At 61.2% G+C, this 16,778-nt stretch carries 16 protein-coding genes and 2 pseudogenes; 6 read left to right on the top strand and 12 right to left on the bottom strand.

Annotated features, from left to right (window positions below):
* The coding region (locus HCU76_RS32305) for an alpha/beta hydrolase (RefSeq protein WP_218511542.1) at positions 1 to 1,089 on the bottom strand (1,089 nt) is incomplete at its 3' end.
* Between the two features lie 208 nt (positions 1,090 to 1,297).
* On the opposite strand from HCU76_RS32305, the gene HCU76_RS37385 reads away from it, so the two are divergent.
* Positions 1,298 to 1,459, top strand: a complete 162-nt coding sequence (locus HCU76_RS37385; RefSeq protein ID WP_213956698.1) for a hypothetical protein — start codon at positions 1,298 to 1,300, stop codon at positions 1,457 to 1,459.
* Between the two features lie 253 nt (positions 1,460 to 1,712).
* Here the strand turns inward: HCU76_RS37385 and HCU76_RS36975 are convergent, their stop codons facing one another.
* On the bottom strand, positions 1,713 to 1,988 hold the full coding sequence (locus HCU76_RS36975; protein WP_256354634.1) for a hypothetical protein: 276 nt from the start codon (positions 1,986 to 1,988) through the stop codon (positions 1,713 to 1,715).
* On the opposite strand from HCU76_RS36975, the gene HCU76_RS37380 reads away from it, so the two are divergent.
* Positions 1,935 to 2,279, top strand: a complete 345-nt coding sequence (locus tag HCU76_RS37380) for a transposase (RefSeq protein WP_371319942.1) — start codon at positions 1,935 to 1,937, stop codon at positions 2,277 to 2,279. The genes HCU76_RS36975 and HCU76_RS37380 overlap by 54 nt on opposite strands.
* On the opposite strand, the gene HCU76_RS32285 is transcribed toward HCU76_RS37380, so the two are convergent.
* From HCU76_RS32285 to HCU76_RS32275, 3 genes are read right to left on the bottom strand one after another with little or no spacing between them, the layout of a single operon-like run.
* Complete coding sequence (locus HCU76_RS32285) at positions 2,221 to 3,225, bottom strand: tyrosine-type recombinase/integrase (RefSeq protein WP_213956696.1); 1,005 nt, start codon at positions 3,223 to 3,225, stop codon at positions 2,221 to 2,223. The genes HCU76_RS37380 and HCU76_RS32285 overlap by 59 nt on opposite strands.
* Positions 3,218 to 4,174: a tyrosine-type recombinase/integrase gene (locus HCU76_RS32280; RefSeq protein ID WP_213956695.1), complete on the bottom strand. Its 957-nt coding sequence runs from the start codon at positions 4,172 to 4,174 to the stop codon at positions 3,218 to 3,220. The genes HCU76_RS32285 and HCU76_RS32280 overlap by 8 nt, the downstream gene beginning before the upstream one ends.
* Positions 4,171 to 5,418 carry a tyrosine-type recombinase/integrase gene (locus HCU76_RS32275; protein WP_213956694.1) on the bottom strand — a complete coding sequence of 416 codons (1,248 nt, stop codon included), beginning with the start codon at positions 5,416 to 5,418 and terminating at the stop codon, positions 4,171 to 4,173. The genes HCU76_RS32280 and HCU76_RS32275 overlap by 4 nt, the downstream gene beginning before the upstream one ends.
* 176 nt (positions 5,419 to 5,594) lie before the next feature.
* On the opposite strand from HCU76_RS32275, the pseudogene HCU76_RS36970 reads away from it, so the two are divergent.
* Positions 5,595 to 5,786, top strand: a pseudogene (locus HCU76_RS36970) (transposase domain-containing protein); the annotation flags it as partial.
* Entirely contained in the window at positions 5,783 to 6,316 is a 534-nt protein-coding gene (locus HCU76_RS32265; RefSeq protein ID WP_256354632.1) for a hypothetical protein, read from the top strand. The pseudogene HCU76_RS36970 and the gene HCU76_RS32265, both read left to right, overlap by 4 nt.
* A gap of 22 nt (positions 6,317 to 6,338) precedes the next feature.
* Here HCU76_RS32265 and HCU76_RS32260 read toward each other — a convergent pair whose 3' ends face one another.
* The 3 genes from HCU76_RS32260 to HCU76_RS32250 form a co-directional block, all read right to left on the bottom strand.
* Positions 6,339 to 7,748, bottom strand: a complete 1,410-nt coding sequence (locus HCU76_RS32260) for an ATP-binding protein (protein WP_213956692.1) — start codon at positions 7,746 to 7,748, stop codon at positions 6,339 to 6,341.
* A 38-nt stretch (positions 7,749 to 7,786) separates the two neighbouring features.
* Entirely contained in the window at positions 7,787 to 8,044 is a 258-nt protein-coding gene (locus HCU76_RS32255) for a toll/interleukin-1 receptor domain-containing protein (RefSeq protein WP_213956691.1), read from the bottom strand.
* Between the two features lie 665 nt (positions 8,045 to 8,709).
* A complete protein-coding gene (locus tag HCU76_RS32250) occupies positions 8,710 to 9,399 on the bottom strand; it encodes a hypothetical protein (RefSeq protein ID WP_213956690.1) in 690 nt (229 codons plus the stop codon).
* A 201-nt stretch (positions 9,400 to 9,600) separates the two neighbouring features.
* Between HCU76_RS32250 and HCU76_RS32245 the strand changes: the two genes are divergently transcribed.
* Positions 9,601 to 9,825 carry a hypothetical protein gene (locus HCU76_RS32245; RefSeq protein ID WP_213956689.1) on the top strand — a complete coding sequence of 75 codons (225 nt, stop codon included), beginning with the start codon at positions 9,601 to 9,603 and terminating at the stop codon, positions 9,823 to 9,825.
* A gap of 209 nt (positions 9,826 to 10,034) precedes the next feature.
* Here the strand turns inward: HCU76_RS32245 and HCU76_RS32240 are convergent, their stop codons facing one another.
* The 3 genes and pseudogenes from HCU76_RS32240 to HCU76_RS32230 all read right to left on the bottom strand — a co-directional run bounded on the left by HCU76_RS32240 (position 10,035) and on the right by HCU76_RS32230 (position 14,130).
* Positions 10,035 to 11,546, bottom strand: a complete 1,512-nt coding sequence (locus HCU76_RS32240) for a hypothetical protein (protein WP_213956688.1) — start codon at positions 11,544 to 11,546, stop codon at positions 10,035 to 10,037.
* A gap of 182 nt (positions 11,547 to 11,728) precedes the next feature.
* A pseudogene (locus HCU76_RS32235) lies at positions 11,729 to 12,808 on the bottom strand (IS30 family transposase).
* A 125-nt stretch (positions 12,809 to 12,933) separates the two neighbouring features.
* Positions 12,934 to 14,130, bottom strand: coding sequence for a DNA-binding protein (locus tag HCU76_RS32230; protein WP_213956687.1), 1,197 nt, complete (start codon positions 14,128 to 14,130; stop codon positions 12,934 to 12,936).
* Between the two features lie 239 nt (positions 14,131 to 14,369).
* On the opposite strand from HCU76_RS32230, the gene HCU76_RS32225 reads away from it, so the two are divergent.
* Positions 14,370 to 15,305, top strand: coding sequence for a cytochrome P450 (locus HCU76_RS32225; protein WP_218511541.1), 936 nt, complete (start codon positions 14,370 to 14,372; stop codon positions 15,303 to 15,305).
* A gap of 105 nt (positions 15,306 to 15,410) precedes the next feature.
* On the opposite strand, the gene HCU76_RS32220 is transcribed toward HCU76_RS32225, so the two are convergent.
* Positions 15,411 to 16,763, bottom strand: a complete 1,353-nt coding sequence (locus tag HCU76_RS32220; protein WP_213956685.1) for a hypothetical protein — start codon at positions 16,761 to 16,763, stop codon at positions 15,411 to 15,413.
* Between the last annotated feature and the right edge of the window lie 15 nt (positions 16,764 to 16,778).

Here is a 16,778-nt window from a genome sequence, read left to right as displayed (position 1 = left end):
TGAAGCCAAGACGATTTGCGCGAAAGCTGCATCGGCGCCAGGGCGCAGTTTCAACAACTCGCTCATTCCTTGAGTGAAGACCCGGTTACCCATGCTGTGCGCTACTACATTGACTTTCACATTGGGGGCGAGGCGGCTTAGTTCGTCAAGCACTCGCGCCGTCTGGCGCCACGCCGTCAATGCTTTCTGCTCGTCTCGCACGTAGGCCAAAGGGTCCCCATCCGACGGCCAACTGAACAGAACCACGGGGCCGGGGAAGGCAAGGTCATAGGCCAACTGGCCCGCGCGCTTGGCGGCCTCTTGAAAGCTGTTGTTGTAGCCATGTACAAACAGCAATACACCAGTGTTTCCAAAAGGTCCGGCTTGACGAGCGAGTTCAATGCGCCATTCGTCTATTTGCATGCTCCGATAGGTTTCGCCCAGCGTCACGTGGTGTTCGGGATTGGCGCGCCACTCCAGCCGTAGCAGCGAGGGAGATTCGAGATTGGCCATGCGATGGTCGGCGGGGATGGACACTTGGATCGCACCGAAGTGAATATCAGAGTCGGCTACTGAGCCAAAGGCTTGGGCAGCCTGCGTTTCCCCGGTGGGTTGGCGATTGGTGGCGTAGTAAAGTTGGATCCAGTCGTGGCGTTGGGCGCTACTAGGAGTGCCCGCAGGTGCCTGACGAGGCGGTGCGGCTTGCGCTGCCGCGCGCTGAGCCACGGCATTGAGCTGCGGCTGCTCAGTCGGTCCGCGGCCACTCTCTTTGCCAATATTGGCCAGTTCCTCTGCGTTGACGGTTAGCTCAAGCAGCGCAGTGGGCTCGTGGCCGCACAGTTGGTCGTCGAAGAGGGCGACTTGGACCTGGTCGAGTTCTAGATGAGGCCATAGCTTCTGGCGCACTGCTCGCCCGGCCAATGAAAGCAGCATGTCACCCGGGGGAGGACCGTCTACTTGCAATTTCAGCTGTCGGGTCTGAAGGAATTCCCGTCCTGGGTCGAAGGACGCCCCCCTGATGCACAACTGAAACGTCTCGGCTTGGGCAAAGCCGGCGCTCTGGAGGCACAGGCTGGTCACCAAGCCGCCAATAAAGTATCGAGCTCGCATGCTTGCTCTCCTTGCGCGGCACCGCATTTTGTGGTCCGTGCCCTCTCGGTTGAGAATGCGTTGGGGCAAGCCCGCTGTAACAGTGGCCTTGTTCCTTCGCGGCTTGGCAGATTTTGTCGTCAGCCCTGGACGAAAGCTATCTGGTACCTCACCAATCCAAGGCAGATGCACTTGGTTTGCGTCGATAACTCGGTAGTAAAAGAAGGCATTGCCCAGAACCACTTGTGCCGTTAATCGCTCGATCAGCAGCGCACTCGCCGGCCAGCGTGCCGCGATCGTGCTGAGCCTGGTCCAGGCGGGCAAGCTCCATGGGAACGACCCGTGGGCCTACCTCAACTATGTCCTGACCAGGTGTCACCTTCCGGCGTAGTGGAGCCACCTGTTTTCGGCATATTGGAGCCGGCTGCAACAAGGTCGAAGGACACCATCGAAGGTCTCAAGCTTGAGCGGTTTTGGCCTCACTGGCAAGACGCTGGCGGATGACCGCCTGCAGTTGACGCGGGGCCCGGTAGCTGTTGCCGTCGAGCACCAGGCAATAGGCGTTGTGGCGCATGCGATCGAGCGTCGCGCCGTGTCTGTCCGGTCTTCCCCGTCGCTTGACGGCGGAGAAGCGGGCATGACAGTCAGATGTCGATGACCCGTCGCAAGTGTCCGTAGGACACGCTCCAGGAGGCCTCGCCCGTGTCGATGGTGGCGGTCTTGGGGTTGCTGCGGGTGATGACGCCAACGTGCGTCTGCAGATGGCGGTCGGTGAAGGAGACCTTGTCGCCGCGCGCGAAGTCAGCGCGCGTGGGTCTAGGGGCAGCAGGAGGCGTGGGCGATGTCGGCGGCGTTGCCGGGCCCGGTTGCGGTGCGGACTGCGGCGGCTCGATCGCTGCGTAGGGCAACTTCCACTGCACGCGCTGCTGCTGGGCGAGGCGTTCGGCTATGCCCTGAGCAACTGGGCGGCGCTGAACACCTTCATCGAGCACGGCATCCTGGAGGCGGACAACAACATCAGCGAGCGTGCAATGAAGCCAGTTGCCCTGTCGAGGAATAATGCGAACTGCGGTCTTATGCGAACTCGCACCGAGGCCGAGCGAGTCTTCCCTCGGCGCAAGGCCTCGACTGCGTCGCTGGCGCTTCGCATGATCACAGCGACTTCAGGAACTGCATCAGTCCCTTTGGCGGCCGATAGCGAGCCGACTTGACCGCGGGCGGCTTCAGCCGAGTGAGAGTTCGCTCCTTCATCGCGAGGTCGGCTTCGACGTACATGTGGGTCGTTGATGGGCTCTCGTGTCCGAGCCACAGCGCGATGTCGGTGGCATGTGTGCCCGCCTGCAGCAGACTCATCGCGGTCGAGTGGCGAACGATGTGAGGAGATACCGCGAGCTTGTGGAGTTCAGGGTGCGTGGTCGCGGCCGCCGCGACGGCGCGCTGGAGCCGCTGCGTGACGTTGGCCCGCGTCATCGGTTCGCCGTCACGCCGCGGCAGCAGTGCTGAGCTTGCCTCCAGTTGTGGATTCAAACGCAACCAGTCACGCACCTCGCGTGCGGTTGCTTTCCACAACGGCAGCGAGCGTTGCTTGCGGCCCTTGCCGTGCAGTCGGACGCATGACGTTGAGCCGATGACCACGTCTGCCACCCTTACGCCGATGATCTCTGACACTCTGGCGCCGGTGTTGAACATCAGCGTGAGCAGAAGGTGATCGCGTTGACCCAGCCAAGTTGCGGTTGGAACGTCGATCACCGCCAGCATCTGATCGCGGGTCAGGAAGCCCACCATCTTGCGATCGAAGCGTTTCATGGGCACCGCCAGAGCCTGCTCGATGATGCTCAGGTTGGCGATGTCGCGCCGGGCGGCGAACTTGAGGAACGAACGCAGTGCCGCCAAGCGGATGTTGCGGCTGCGCGGCGAGTTGCCCCGGTCGCGCTCCAAGTGGTCCAAGAAGTTGGCGATGAACTTCGGCTGGAGATCCGACACCTCCATAGCAGAGGCCGGCTTGCCCAGGGTCTGCTCGGCAAATCGCAGCAGCAGCACGAAGCTGTCACGGTAGGAGGCGACAGTCTCAGGGCTGAGCGAGCGCTGCCGCGTCATGTAGTCCGTGAAGAACTCCTGCACCAGCGACGCGAAGCTGGGCGAGAGTGGCTTATTCACGACACGCCCCCTCCAGCACGAAGCACTCGAACCGCGCGCCAACCCACTCCATCAGCTCTGGCGTGCCGCTGAGGTACCAATACGTGTCCGAGATCTTGGCGTGGCCCATGTAGGTGCATAGCCAGAACATCGCGTGGTCGATCGACGCGCCATATTCATGCCAGAGTTGAACGCGCCGGACCACCATTGTGTGGCGCAGGTCATGGATGCGCGGCCGGGCATGCTCGCCGCGAGCACGCCACCCCAATTGATCGCGCAGCCGGGCGAATACGTGGTGCACCGTGCGCAACGGCAGCGCGCGGCCTGTCGGGATGGCGAAGACGGGCGAGGCGCCCGCGCAGTCGACGAACCGGAGGCGTGCACAGAGGTAGGCGGACAAGGCCTGCACGACAGTGGCGTGCAGGGGCAAGCAGCGCGATTTGTGGAACTTCGTCTGGCGCACCGTGAGCGTCGCGCCGGCCAAGTCGACGTCCGCGACCTGCAACTTCAAGGCTTCGGAGATTCGGAGGCCAGTGGCGGCAATGAGCCCGAACAACGTCTTGTAGGTCAACGGCCGCAAGCCGCCTTGCGGCGTCATTCTGCCGGCCATCTCCAGTAGATCAGCGATCTCCTGGTCGGTGTAGATATGAGGGGCGAGCCGTCGATGGCCTCGGCCTAGGATGAACGGCGGCGGCACCTCGGTGGCGGGCTCGAATTGCCGGTAGTGGGCCGCGAAGGGTCGGAGGATCTCAAGCCTGCGCGCTGCCGTGAAGGGGCCGGTTCGCGCAACATGTTCGCGGGCCCAGTCCAGTTGCAGCTCGAGAGTCAGCGGCCCTCGGAGTCCTCTGGTGTCTGCAAAGCGCGCGAATCGCATCAACTCTGTGCTCGGGCTCTTCATCGCGAAGCCCAGCCGTCGGCGTTCCTCAAGATAACGCTGCACGGCGGCCTGCATCGTGTGGCTGCGGTTCATGTCATGCTCCCCGGCCAAGGCATCGCCACGGCGGCCAGCCGGCCGATGTCAACCTTGGCGTAGATCATCGAGGTGTCGAGTGAACGGTGACGCAGCATATCGGCCACTTCTTTGAGCGTGCCGCCGGTCTCCAGCAGCCGGCGCGCCAGCGTATGGCGCAGGATGTGCACGCGCGTATACGGCAGCCCGCAGCGCAGATATGCCTTCCGCACCGTGTTGCGAACCACGTCCGGCCGGATCGGCTCGTCCAGCGGCGCCACGTGACGAACGAAGACGCGCCGGTTGACGGTGGTTGGCCGCTCCGAGCGAAGGTACGCGGCAATGGCACGCCCCGTGGTCTGCGGCATCACGTCCACGCGGCGCGACTTGCCCTTGCCAATGCGCAGCGTGCCGGCCTCCCAGTCAATATCGTCGAGTTCCAGACTGACGACTTCGCGCTCGCGCAGGCCGAGATCTATCAGGCAGCGCACCATGGCGTAGCCACGCAAGTGCGACGGTAGCTCCGGCGGGAAGGCGTCCAGCAGCCGCTCGACCTCGCCCGGGGAGAGCGTTTGCGGCAGCGGCGCCAGCCTCCAATTGGCTGGCGTAGCGATGATGGGTAGCAGGTGACTTACACGAGCGCCGCTGAGCGCCAAGAAGCGTAGGTAGCCGCGCAGCGCGCCCGCAAGCGAGCCAGCGCTGGCCGGACTGATGCGCGAGAGTTCCTGCGCGATGAATCGCCTCAGTTCATCGGCGCTTGGCGTGGCCATCGCGTCCGCGTCGGAGTCGCCGGCCATGCAGAATTGCAGCAGGGATCGAACGGCGCTCAGCCGTCGAATCCGCGTGGTCTCAGCCAGGCCCCTTGCCTGCTGCATGTGGGCATCGAAGCGAGCAAGCTGATCTTCAATCGCGTCGCGTCGGCGATTGCTGATCAGAACGCCGACATCGACCAGAGCAACCAGCAACTGGTAAAGCGCAGCTCGGACCTGATGACGGCAGCGCTGAACCGGCGATGGGCAGGTGCAGCGCGGCAGGTGTTCGTCAACGAAACGCTTAACGATCTCATTGTCAAGGTCCCGGACATCAAGGCGGCAGTGACGCGCCCAGTGCGCAAAATGCGCCACGCCGTACACGTACGCCCGCACCGTGCCGGCTGCGTAGTGCCGGTCGACCAACCGATGCACGTAAGCAGATACGAATGGCGCGAGATCGCTGTCGCGAAGCCAAGCGGCCGGCAGTGGATGAATGGACTCGAACGCAAACATGGAGGTCTCCTGAAGTGGGGTTGCCACAGCAGGAGACGCCCGCTCTTATGAGAAGTCCAGACCTCGCTCACAGCGCCGCGAGCCTTGCCACGCCTCGTTGTGCGCAAGATGAACGACGACGAGTTCGCATAAGACCGCAGTTCGCATTATTCCTCTCATGCATAAATGATCATGAGAGGAAGAACTGGCTCTTCGCGGGCTCCGAGCGCGGCGGGCGCGCGGCGGCCGTCGCCTTTAGCCTCATCGAGACGGCACGGCTCAACGGCGTGGAGCCCTACGCGTACCTGCGCGACGTGCTCCAGCGCATCAACGGCCATCGCCAGGATCGACTGGAGGAGTTGCTGCCGATGAACTGGAGGCCGGCATGAATGCACGCACACCGCCGATGCAGGACGCCACGCTGATCGACGCGCTGAACCAGGCGACGAGCCTCGAGTTGTACCAACTCAGCGCGCTCGTGGAGCGACTGATGACGGACCCGCGGCGCATCGTGGCCGTGCGCCGTGATCTGCACCTCGGACAGGTCGTGCGTTTCTACGATGGCCGCCGTGACACGATGCGCGAGGGGCGCATCATCGAGATGCGCGATGCGCAGGTGACGTTGCATGACACGCAGCAGCGCGTGCAGTGGAAGTTGCCCTACGCAGCGATCGAGCCGCCGCAGTCCGCACCGCAACCGGGCCCCGCAACACCGCCGGCGCAACCCACGCCTCCTGCTGCCCCGAGACCCACACGCGCTGACTTCGCGCGCGGCGACAAGGTCTCCTTCACCGATCGTCATTTGCAGACGCACGTCGGCGTCATCACCCGCAGCAACCCCAAGACCGCCACCATCGACACGGGAGAGGCCTCCTGGAGCGTGTCCTACGGACACCTGCGGCGGGTCATCGACATCTGACTGTCACGCCGCTTCTCCGTCGTCAAGCGACGGGGAAGACCGGACAGACACGGCCGGCCTTGCGTTGCTTGCGCTCCCACTCCGCGGCCTCGTCGTCTAGGCGCTGGCGCCAAGTCATGAACTGCCGGTCGGCGCTCACCCATTCGCGCAGCCGTGCCCAGTGGGCGATCAACGCTTCGTGCGCGACTTCGACGGTTGGCGATTGACTGCCAACATTGGCCGAGTTGACCAGCAACCGCGCCTGCGCCAGTTGCTCAACCAGCTTGGTCGTTGGCGCGTCGAAGTCCTCCAGCAACGCTCGGCGCCGCGTGTCCAGTTCGCCTTCCCCGGGGCGCACGAGCCGCAGCACGATCGAGCGGATGCGTCGCTCGGCCTGGGGGTCGCTCCGCGTCAGATCGTCGTAGAGCGCGTCGGCGCGCTTCGCAATGGCGCCTTCGAGCTGCCCGATGGCGTCGTAGGCCGTGCAGTGCATCACGCGACCCTGGCGCTGCTCCCACAGCTCGCGCAGCACGAACTCCAGCAGCGGCAGGTGGCCCGGCTCGCCCACCGCGTGCTCGAGGATCAGCTCCACCAAGTTCGTCTCGAACTCGAGCCCAGCTCGCTTGGCCGGCTCGACGATGGCGCAGCGCAGTTCTTCCTCCGTCATCGGCCCGAGGTTGACCTGGGCGCCCTGCAGCCGGTCCGAGAGTTCGCGCTGGCTGGTCACCGCGCGGCCGAAGTAGTCGCCGCGCAGCGTCAGCACCACATTCAGCGCCGAGGTCTGCGTGGCTTCCAGCAGGTTGTCGATGAAGCACTGGCGTTGCTCAGCGTTCTCGGTCAGCGTGAAGAGCTCTTCCCACTGGTCCACCACCAGCAGCAGGCGCTGCGTGCCCGGCTGCAAGGCCAGCACGCGCTGGACCACGTCACGCAGCCGGGTGCTACCGGTCTGGATCTGGTCAGCCAGACGCTGGATCTCGCCCAATCGCGCGACTTCGCTCATCCCGGGCTCAAGCAGGGGCAGCAGAGCGGCCGACAGGTTGTACAACGGCCGATCGTTGGGAACCAGCGTGACGATCTCCCAGGCGTACTCGCGTCGTCCGCGAAGCGCCGGCACCAGCCCGGCGCGCACCACCGACGACTTGCCACTGCCGGACGCACCTACGACGGCGACTAGCCTATGGCGGCCCACCGCCTCGACCAACTGGGTGGTGGCCGCCTCACGTCCGAAGAAGCAGGCTGCGTCCTCCTCGCGGAAGTAGTTCAGGCCACGGTAAGGGCAGACGAGTGCCATCGACTGGGCAACGGCCTCCTGTAGTTCCGGCCCCGGAGGCTCCCCGCAGATGGCCTTGGCCAGGATCGCAAGACGCCGCGCATCGTCGGCGCGCTCGCGCAGATCGACCCAGGTGTTCTGGCGCAGGAAGCCCAGCGGTGCCTCGGCACCTGGGAGCAGCACCGGGATGACGGGAAAGACCTTGCCGTCGCGGCCGTCCCTTACTTGGCGGTCCAGCGCCGCATCAGCCTCGCGTTGCTGCCAGGCTGCCAGGATCCCATCTCGCTCCCGGTGCAGATGGCCACCGCGCGGCAGTAGGACAAGGTGTCCTCCAGGGAGCGCACCCAGCTCGTGCCCGGCGTCAGGTACCAACGATCAAGGAAGACATGCAGCCCCGCGCCGCGCAGACGCTGTGCCAACGCCTCCACCGCCGCATGGTCGCGCCAGTGGTAGCTGAGGAATACGTCGAAATTCTCCATCGCCTCCTCGCGAAGTCGGCGTGGCTTATGCCCGCATTGATATTGGGCAGCGAGCTTATCGGGCAAGGTGCCGCAAGGCTAGACGAGTATTCGCACCCTTCGCCTGACCTCCACGAGGTTGGTGATGTGCGCTCAAACACGGTCACCGTGGGCAGGATCGCCGCCGTGTCCCTGCCCGGGGTGAACGTCCTTTCCGTGCGGATTGTCACGGTCAGGGCAAAAGTACCGTTATGGATCAGCGACTTGCGTAAAGCGGTTCTCGCGCAAGACATCCGAATGCAAGTTGCTGATTTCAGGGCGTTTTCACCCGCCCCCCGTGACAAAGCGCACGGAAGGGACGATCACCCCTTAAAAGCAACCACAAGACGCCAAGCAAAAAGCGCAGGTCGTCACACCGAGGCTTCCCCACGCCGGTGTCCACGCGGTGCCAGCGTGCACCCGTGGCGGCACTCCGGCTTGCCACACTCGGCAACCAACTCGGCCCTGGCCTGTTCGTCACATACGGAGCGCCCGTCGCGCTTGCGGCCGGTTAACAGCCGAGCTGCCAATCTTCAAGATTTGACATCATGTTTCCACGTTTATCTACGTGGGAACGTAGGCTGTCAACTCAGGACCCGAGATTCAAGGACGCAGTTTGTCGACTCGAATAGCCGGTCGCGTATGACTTATTGGGGCTGGAACGTACAAAAATATCTGTATTCGACATGACCCAGCCAATCTTTTTTGCTCTCCTCGCGGGATGACAATTGAATAATTACTCTGTTTGGATAGCGCGCGAGCGCTTGTGACCTCAGCGCTTGGCAAAGCTCACCTTGATTGTGGCCACCGCCGAGCCAATCTGAACTCAGCTCAAAAGGTGGGGACGTCGACGGCGGTTGCGGAGGAATTGGGTTCGCACAGCTCAAAGTGCTCACGTATTGAGCGACACTCGCCCTGCGATTAAGATCACTTATCAGCCCAACATGGATAAGCGCAGTTAGTCGATCCTTAATCTGATCGCAGCCCGCTAGCTTCATTGCATCAAGTATTCGTTCTTCTTCGGCCTTTTGGCTGGCAAGTTGGCGCTCTTGCGACAGTTTATTCCGTTCGATATCTTGTTGATTTGCCGACGTGGTGCGCGTCGAATAGATGTTTGCGATAGCCGTGAGCAGGCCTCCTACAACTGCAATCACAAGGGGATTGGTCAGACGTGAGCGCTTTGCTTCCGCTTCTTTGAAGTCTTGTTCCCGCTCGCGCAAACTGTAATCTCGCTTTTCTGTTTCCCGGCTTGCCTCCCACTTCTCACGATCGAAGGCCAATGCGCTCGCAGCAGAGGCGCATTCGGAATCTTCTTTGCGGTCGTTACTTGTTGGCATCTTGCGAGAATGCAAAGCGTGTGGGCACAGGATATCCAAAACGGCGAGGCCGGTCGATGGTTTGCAGACGAGCTCCGGCCTCGAGTCGCGCGCTGCCCATGGATCGTCCCGGATGGCGCCAACCAGCGTAGACCAGCAGCTGCAGGATTCGACAGGGCGTCGAGTTCCAGGCTGCTGATGGTGTTGTAGTCAGCTAACGGCTTGAGCCAGGTCCTGCATGCCGACGACACAACCGTCCACCAGCTCGCCCCCACAGGCGCGATCGTGAAGCATGACGCGAAGATGTTCGAGAAGCCGCCCATCTTCCGGCCGAAGTGTCGTACATCCGGGGCGTGCGCACCGTCAAGGGGTGAATTGACGGTGGAACAGTTCGCAACGATGCAGGCGAAGCAGGCGAAGCAGGCGAAGCAGGGTCGCTCACTCTGATCGCGCAGCAACAACTCTGAATGCGGCGCGCCGCAGCTCTGGGTTTTCTGAGGGCAAAGGTGTCAGTTTTCATCAAAGTTGCGGTTACCCCTCGGACGAGATCGCCGCCTTCTCGCTCCTGATCGTCATGCCTCGCACACAAAATTCAAGACAGGCTCTCGCCCCCGGCACGTGCACGTGACCTTGGCCGGAGACTTTGCACGAAAAACCTACGGACCGATCCGCACCCCGATCGCTACCGGCGCGACGAAGGCGCTGTTTGGTGTTCCGGGCGGATCAGCGCCCGAGCATTTCCAGCCATGTGGCGTAGGTTCGCCAGCGACATAGGACTCGGCATGCGGTGCACCATTGTTGGCATACCCCAGACTGCAGCCTCCCCCCGTCAACGTCCAACCGGAGTCCACTTGCACAGTAGAAGTCGGATACATTCCGGAGATTTTTTTACCGTCGAAGGTCTGGCTTTGTAGCCTCGGAAGCGGCGCAAGGGGCGTAGGAGAACTGTCTTCGATCCGGCAAGCCCGGAGGCTCGCTGTGACCTGAGTGACGATCGGGACATTGGGTTGATCAACGACCTTACACGTCCATTCGGTCAGGCCGTTGGCGGGAACAGCATTGACTAGGGCCCCGGCGTGAGCCGCTCCAAATCCTGCGTGTGCAGTTGCACAGCCACCGGACACGATGACAAATCCATCGCTGATCTGTGTTGGACTGAGGCTGACTGTTGCTGTCGGCTCCCTAACAACAGCACTGGCCTGGGAAGTCGAGATGCATGCGAGACGTACCGATGGTCTTGAGGTTGCAATCCCCACCTCAACTGCCGTCGCACGCGCCCAGCCGGCGACCGGCAAGCCTGGCGGGTCCGAGCCCTTGCATTCCCAACCAGTGCCAGTGGGTTGGGACGTCACCATGACGAGCGCATGAGGCGACCCTGTCTGCGCGTCTGACACTGCGCAGCCGCCCCCAACCAGCGCGCTGCCGGAGTTTGAGGGCGACGCGATTGCATGAGGATTTCTTCCAGTCGCGGTCGCAGTAGTCGTGGCACCGGTCAGTTGGACCTTCACGTCCTCAATCTTTGGTATGGCTTCTACTCGAAGAGTCGTGCTGTCTCCACCCTGAAGAGACAGTGTGACCAGCATCGGTCGCTCGGGGTCTCTGTGAAACTGCCACGTTGCGATTGTATTGGGATCGATTGGTCTGGGCGGCTCTGCTACTGTGTCGGCCACAACGTGCACCGTGGATCGCTTCGCCGTTCCCTGCGGGCGCCAACTGCAACTCACAACAACCGTCTTGATGGTGAGATCGGAGACGTCACAAAAAAAACCAGTGTCCTTCGCAATGCACTGCGTCTTACACGTAAGCCAGTCTTTGGTATCGACCTTGCTGAACAAGAGGGCCTGCGACTGCGCCGACTTGAGATCAAACCTGGTTTGCCGCTTGAGAGTCGCCAACTTCGTCTGAAACTCCTTGTAGTTGGCAGATCCCGAGATCACGTAGAAGTAGTTGCCTTCGCCCGACGCTTCCTTTTTAAGCTTCTCGAATTGGGTTTCGTCGACTTGCTCTAAGAAGGCGAGTTCGAGTGTCGACTGAGAAGTGGAAGAAAATACTTGACGTGCAAGCCCTGCATTGCAGCCGCACCTGTCGTTCAGGTCAGCGTGGCTTGACGCCGCTCCACAAAGCAGCATCCACACCACCCATCGGCATCTGAAGACGAGTTTCCTCATTGTTCTTCTCCTATGACCGGATTCCAGCCGAATATGCTGCGAACAATGTGTTCTTTTTCAGTCGCCGTGGCTAGTGGTCTACCGCTTTCAGCATACTTTTAAGATGACACGAGGGCTTCACACTCCTCGGCACGAACCTTCCCATTGTCTTCGAGCTGGCCAGCGTGTACAGATAGGTTCCTTCATCGCCGCGGTGCAGGTTCTCGAACACCGCTTCGGACACCGCCGAGCGCCACCGTCCACTCGACACCCAGGCGAAGAGGAGGAGGGGGGAGCCCCGTCTGCGCGAACACCTCAAGCGGCGTGTGCCACGCGTGCGTGGCGCGAGGCCTGTTGTTCATGCTGCCGGCAATTCCGTCGAGCTCGTCTTGACTGAACAGGCTCAGGTCCGTGCCCTTGGGCATGTACTGACGCAGCAGGCCGTTCGTGTTCTCGCAAGTGCCGCGTTGCCAGGGGCTGTGCGGGTCGCAAAAGTACACCTTGACGCCCGTCTGTGCAGCGAGATCCGCATGACGCGACATCTCCTTGCCCTGGTCGTAGGTCAGGCTCTGACGCATGGGCTCGGCAATCGAGTTCAGCTTGGCAGAAAAGCCCGCAAGCGCCGAGGCGGCGGTCGCGTCGTCCATCTTGGCGAGCAGCACCAACCGGCTCGTGCGCTCGACCAGCACGCCCACCGAGGACTTGTTACCTGCGCCTTTGATGAAGTCGCCCTCCCAGTGCCCCGGCATGACTCGGTCGTTCACCTCGGGCGGGCGCACATGGATGCTGACCATGTCCGGGATCTGGCCACGGCGATCATCGCCCCGGGTGCGGGCATGCGCGTGCTGTGGCCGCGGCGCAGACAGGCGACGAGCTGGCGTCGCAGTTCGCCTCGCGGCTGCGCGTAGATGGCGTTGTAGATGGTTTCGTGGGACACGTGGCGCTCGGGCTCGTTGGGGAAGGCACGCTTCAGGGTACCCGCGATCTGCTGGGGCGACCAGCGCCAATCCAGCAAGGTCAGCACGATCTTAGCCCACGCCCTGCATGTCGAGTTTGCGCGGCGCACGCGCGGCCTGGCGACGCCCCTGGCTGCAGGCTTGAGCCGAGTGCGAGGCGTAGGGCAACTCGCCCAGCGTGTTGCGCTCCAGTTCCCTGCTGATCGTGGACGCGGAGCGCCCGAGCATGCGGGCCATGGCCCGCATGCTCAAAGACTGCTGACGCATGCTTGCTATCGTGATCCGGTCCTCGGGTTGAAGCTGCTGGTACCTGGTTCGTTCATTCATGTGCACACCTTATGCGATGAGGTGTTGCACTTCAGATTTGAGGCCGCCCATTCAATGGATCTGACCACCGGTTCGATTGCCTGCATGAAGTCTCGCCCTGCGCGCCAACCGAAAGTGAACGCGTTTCAAGAGGCCGTAATCGCCCCGTCGCTACCCCTTGGGCCGCCTGACTTTGGGTCCAACTCCGCGCTTGCGCGAGTCCTCTTTGAGCTCGGTCGCGAGGGCGCCGGCCAGCAGCGCGCGCGTACCCTCGTGCGCCTTCTTTTCTTCGCCCAACTGACGTTCAAGGTCGTCCAGCCGCTGCGCCGAGGCCGCATCCTCCGCCTTCGCTTGTGCGAGCAGGCTGGCTGGTGGGTGAGTTGATCGCGAAGCTCGCGCTCGACGTGCTGGGCGGCCTGCTGCGTCTCGCGCAGCATCCGTCGGCCAGCCTCCAGCGTCTGGGCCGCGGCCTCCTCACTGCGCAGGCGCTGTTGCTGTTCCCTGGCCAGTCCGGCTTCCAGTTGCTTCGAACCTTGTCGCGCCCGGTCGACTTCCTCATGTAAGTGGCGCTCCTGGGCTGCGTGACGGTCGCGCTCTTGCTTACAGTCCGTGTCGCGGGCAGCCAGCGCCGCCGCTTGCTCCTGCCGCAGCACTTCCTTGCTGGCATGAGACTCCTGGAGGAGGGCGTTGAGCCGGGCGATCTCCTGCTCCGAAGCGGCCCGCAGCCGTGCGATCTCGGCCGTCTGTTCGGCCAGTTGTCGCTCCAGCGTCTCGCGCGCCTGCTGCGAGGAGGCCAGCGCCGCGTCCAGGCTCGCCCGGGCTTGTTCAAATGCCGCTTCTCGCTGCGCAAGGTCGGCCTGGCCCACCGTCAGCACATTGCCCGCTTCCTCGAGCTGTGCCCGGGCGCCTTCCAGTTCCTGTCGCTGAACATCATCGGCTTCTCGCCGCGCCGTCTCCCAGAGCAGCCTGGTCGCGTTGCGTACGCTCACCGGCACGCCGTCCGCGTCGTTGCCCGCCGCCAGATTGGCCGCAGGATTCGTTCCGCCCGCAATCCGTTGTCCGAGCGAAGAAAACCATTTCTCCAGCATCGGGCTCACGGTGTTCGGCGAGCCTCGCCCGATCTTGAGTCGCACGCGCTCGATGGTGGGCCGCAGCCCCTCGGCCAGCAGCGCATCGGCCGCCCCGAAGACGTCCTCGATCTGGATGCCTCTGGACGATCTGAATTCCCGGATTTCATTCATGTCGAACCTCGAACTTTCGGCGAGTTGACCGCCCTTTCGCCACCATTTATTACCCTCGATAATCGTCTGATGTCGAGCCCAAACGCAGGCAAACTGCAGCATTCCCTCGCTGCTATGTGAAGATGAATTTCCCGTCAGCCCACAGCAAGCGGCTCTCGCCAGTGTTGCCTACTCCCTTCGCGATCTATCCGGCAGGCGCGATGCCCTCCGAAACTGCTTCTAGGGATGGGCGGGCTCGTCGGACGGTCGGCGACTACTGCCTTGTTCGACAACTGTTGTGCGATGAACGATTGACTTCAACGAAGGAACCAAAGGACGCACTTCTGCAGTCTGATGGGCGGATGTTCGATCTCGTCGGAAAATGGCCTCTGTACTCTGAAGGACTAGAACATCGGCGTCGGCGCCTTGCTGCAGCATGGAAGGCGGTATCTCGGAGAGCGATCGACGCAGAAATGATCCGTATGGCGGATGAGATCGCAAGATCTATAGCAGAACGCAATTCGGCGAATGTCGATGTGTATTCAGATTTGGCCCTCCCATACGCAAGACATCTTGCAGGCGAGATCCTAGGAATACATCCGGAAGATCGAGAAGCAGCATTTCTCATAGGCGAAGAGGTGCTGGCTTTTATTTCGAAAGTTGACGGCACGGAAATCGCTGCTGCAAGCGCCGCGGAAGCTATTCGTCGCTTCGGAAGCCTGCGTATGGGTTCCGAGCTCTCAACGCAATCTCGACGGCCGAGTCCTTCGCTGGACAACGACGAGTTGATCGCTGTACAACTGCAAATTTTGACAGGCACATACCGGCCTGTAGCGGTCGGCTTGGCTACGGCCATACTCGCTATCGGCTGCGACAAAAGGCTGCAAGCGATCGCGAGCAACCCCGACTTTGTTCCGTCGATAGTCGATGAGTGCCTCCGCTTTTCAACACCTTTTCACATAGCTGCACGACGAGCAGCTTCCGACTTCGTTGTGGACGGTTTACATGTTTCTCAGAATGACTTTGTAAAGCTTCAACTTTTGACTGCCAATCATGACGCCTCAATTTATGCGAATCCCTCGACTTTTGATCCTTGGAGGTGGCCACATTCGTCGCAGCATTTGGCGTTCGGATTCGGTGCGCACGCGTGTATTGGGTCGTCCATTGCGACTCGCGCCATTGCTCGCGCAATCGAAGTGTTCAGCAATCTAATTCCAAGCTTCGAAACGATCTTATGCGAGTACCGGCCAACGTTCGGAATGACAACGTTCGAGCGAGCACTCATCTCGCTCGATTGAAGCTGCCTACTGAGAGCCACAATGAATGTTTGGAAAGTAGAAAATCCTGTGGCCTCAACACAATAGGATCAAACTCAGCCGGCACGCGCTCCGGCTGAATCAGGTCTACTTCCAGAGCACCGAATCAAGAGAATCATCCGCATGAGTGCGGAAGTCAACTTTACCGGATTCCACTGCCGCTCCTAGGCCTGGTGCAATCTGCATGCTTCGTTGACGTACCTCGTCTTCCAAATTGCTTCGACTTCCGCCAATCTGGCGCGGCCTGAATCGTAAGCGTACTTCGGTCTTCCCGCCATTCATGCCTGCAATAGTTTCGCAAGCAACGAAAGGCGCTCCAACGTGCGTTGTGCGGTCCTTCAGCGCTCGAAGGTGAGGGTACTCGGCAGTACGCGCAATTTCAGAACAATACGCAATTTCGCGAAGTTGGTTTGAGCCAATGATAACCTCGCGATTGTCGGACTCAGACAAAATAATACTTTCATTATCGCGACCGAGATGAATAATTCGATCGGTCTGATCACAGACAGGGCACAACGACTTAACACGTTGGACAATATCGCCATTATAGTAGCGAATGAGCGGCTGCGATCTTCCAAACGGCAAAAGCTCAGTTACAACTAGTCGTCCTACGCCTTCATCGACCGCTTGCGCAGACGTGAAGGACAGCACCTCCGGCAGCAAGTGCGGGTCAAAATTTAGCGCGCCACACATTGGACACTTTGATGCGCCGCCCATTACTTCAGAGAAGGAAAAAATTTCCAGCGGCATTACACCCCAGTAGCGCTGAAGGAAGTTACGAGACTCAGAGGCCAAATAGCCAGCGAACGATACAAGTGTCTCTACACCTGTCTCAGTTGCACGCACTCCAGCGTCAATCATGCACTGAGTGAAGACGCGCAGCAACCTAACGGCGCCATGTACTTGGCTAATTCGATCGTCAAGACCTGGAACGTCAAATCGCTTTCGCAGCAGTTCAATTCCTTGGCGTATAAAAATGTCGTCCCAAACTGCGCCACTGAAGTAATAAGGAGCAGCCTGGGGGAAAAAGCCCCCTAATCCGGACAAATCCCTACCATGATAGGGACCATAAAGCATATATACCAATGGGCGCCGCCTATCGCCTCTAATGGTCTCGGCGACTTGCTGGAAGAATCCTGCAATCTCTCGAAGCTCAGCGTCGCTTCGATATCTGTAAGTAACCGGGCCTGTGGAGCCTGTCGTGTGTATCGCAAACGCGATCTTTTCATTCTTCTCGAGTAGCGGCGGTAGACCTGTCTGAAGTGTCCCTTTGCCTAACGGCGGCAACCTACTCAGAAAGCGCATCGGGTCATCGACTATTTCAGCGGAACCCTGCTCGAGCGCATCATGCCACGCGCTTTTGTAATAGTCGTGGCGGAGCGCATTGCACAGCGTCGGTGTTAACGCGTCTCGACGGTAGTTTGCCAGGTCGGAGTGCATTGTTACGCCCCACTC

This window comes from Variovorax sp. dw_308, assembly GCF_019207085.1.
In the GTDB taxonomy this organism is placed as follows: Bacteria; Pseudomonadota; Gammaproteobacteria; order Burkholderiales; family Burkholderiaceae_C; genus Variovorax.
This window is presented reverse-complemented; position numbering and strand designations above follow the sequence as displayed.

Coding starts and splice junctions, on each gene's coding strand:
- HCU76_RS32280 (WP_213956695.1), bottom strand. CDS start 4,174: ATGAACCGCAGCCACACGATGCAGGCCGCCGTGCAGCGTTATCTTGAG.
- HCU76_RS32275 (WP_213956694.1), bottom strand. CDS start 5,418: ATGTTTGCGTTCGAGTCCATTCATCCACTGCCGGCCGCTTGGCTTCGC.
- HCU76_RS32265 (WP_256354632.1), top strand. CDS start 5,783: ATGAATGCACGCACACCGCCGATGCAGGACGCCACGCTGATCGACGCG.
- HCU76_RS32255 (WP_213956691.1), bottom strand. CDS start 8,044: ATGGAGAATTTCGACGTATTCCTCAGCTACCACTGGCGCGACCATGCG.
- HCU76_RS32250 (WP_213956690.1), bottom strand. CDS start 9,399: ATGCCAACAAGTAACGACCGCAAAGAAGATTCCGAATGCGCCTCTGCT.
- HCU76_RS32240 (WP_213956688.1), bottom strand. CDS start 11,546: ATGAGGAAACTCGTCTTCAGATGCCGATGGGTGGTGTGGATGCTGCTT.
- HCU76_RS32230 (WP_213956687.1), bottom strand. CDS start 14,130: ATGCTGCAGTTTGCCTGCGTTTGGGCTCGACATCAGACGATTATCGAG.
- HCU76_RS32225 (WP_218511541.1), top strand. CDS start 14,370: ATGTTCGATCTCGTCGGAAAATGGCCTCTGTACTCTGAAGGACTAGAA.
- HCU76_RS32220 (WP_213956685.1), bottom strand. CDS start 16,763: ATGCACTCCGACCTGGCAAACTACCGTCGAGACGCGTTAACACCGACG.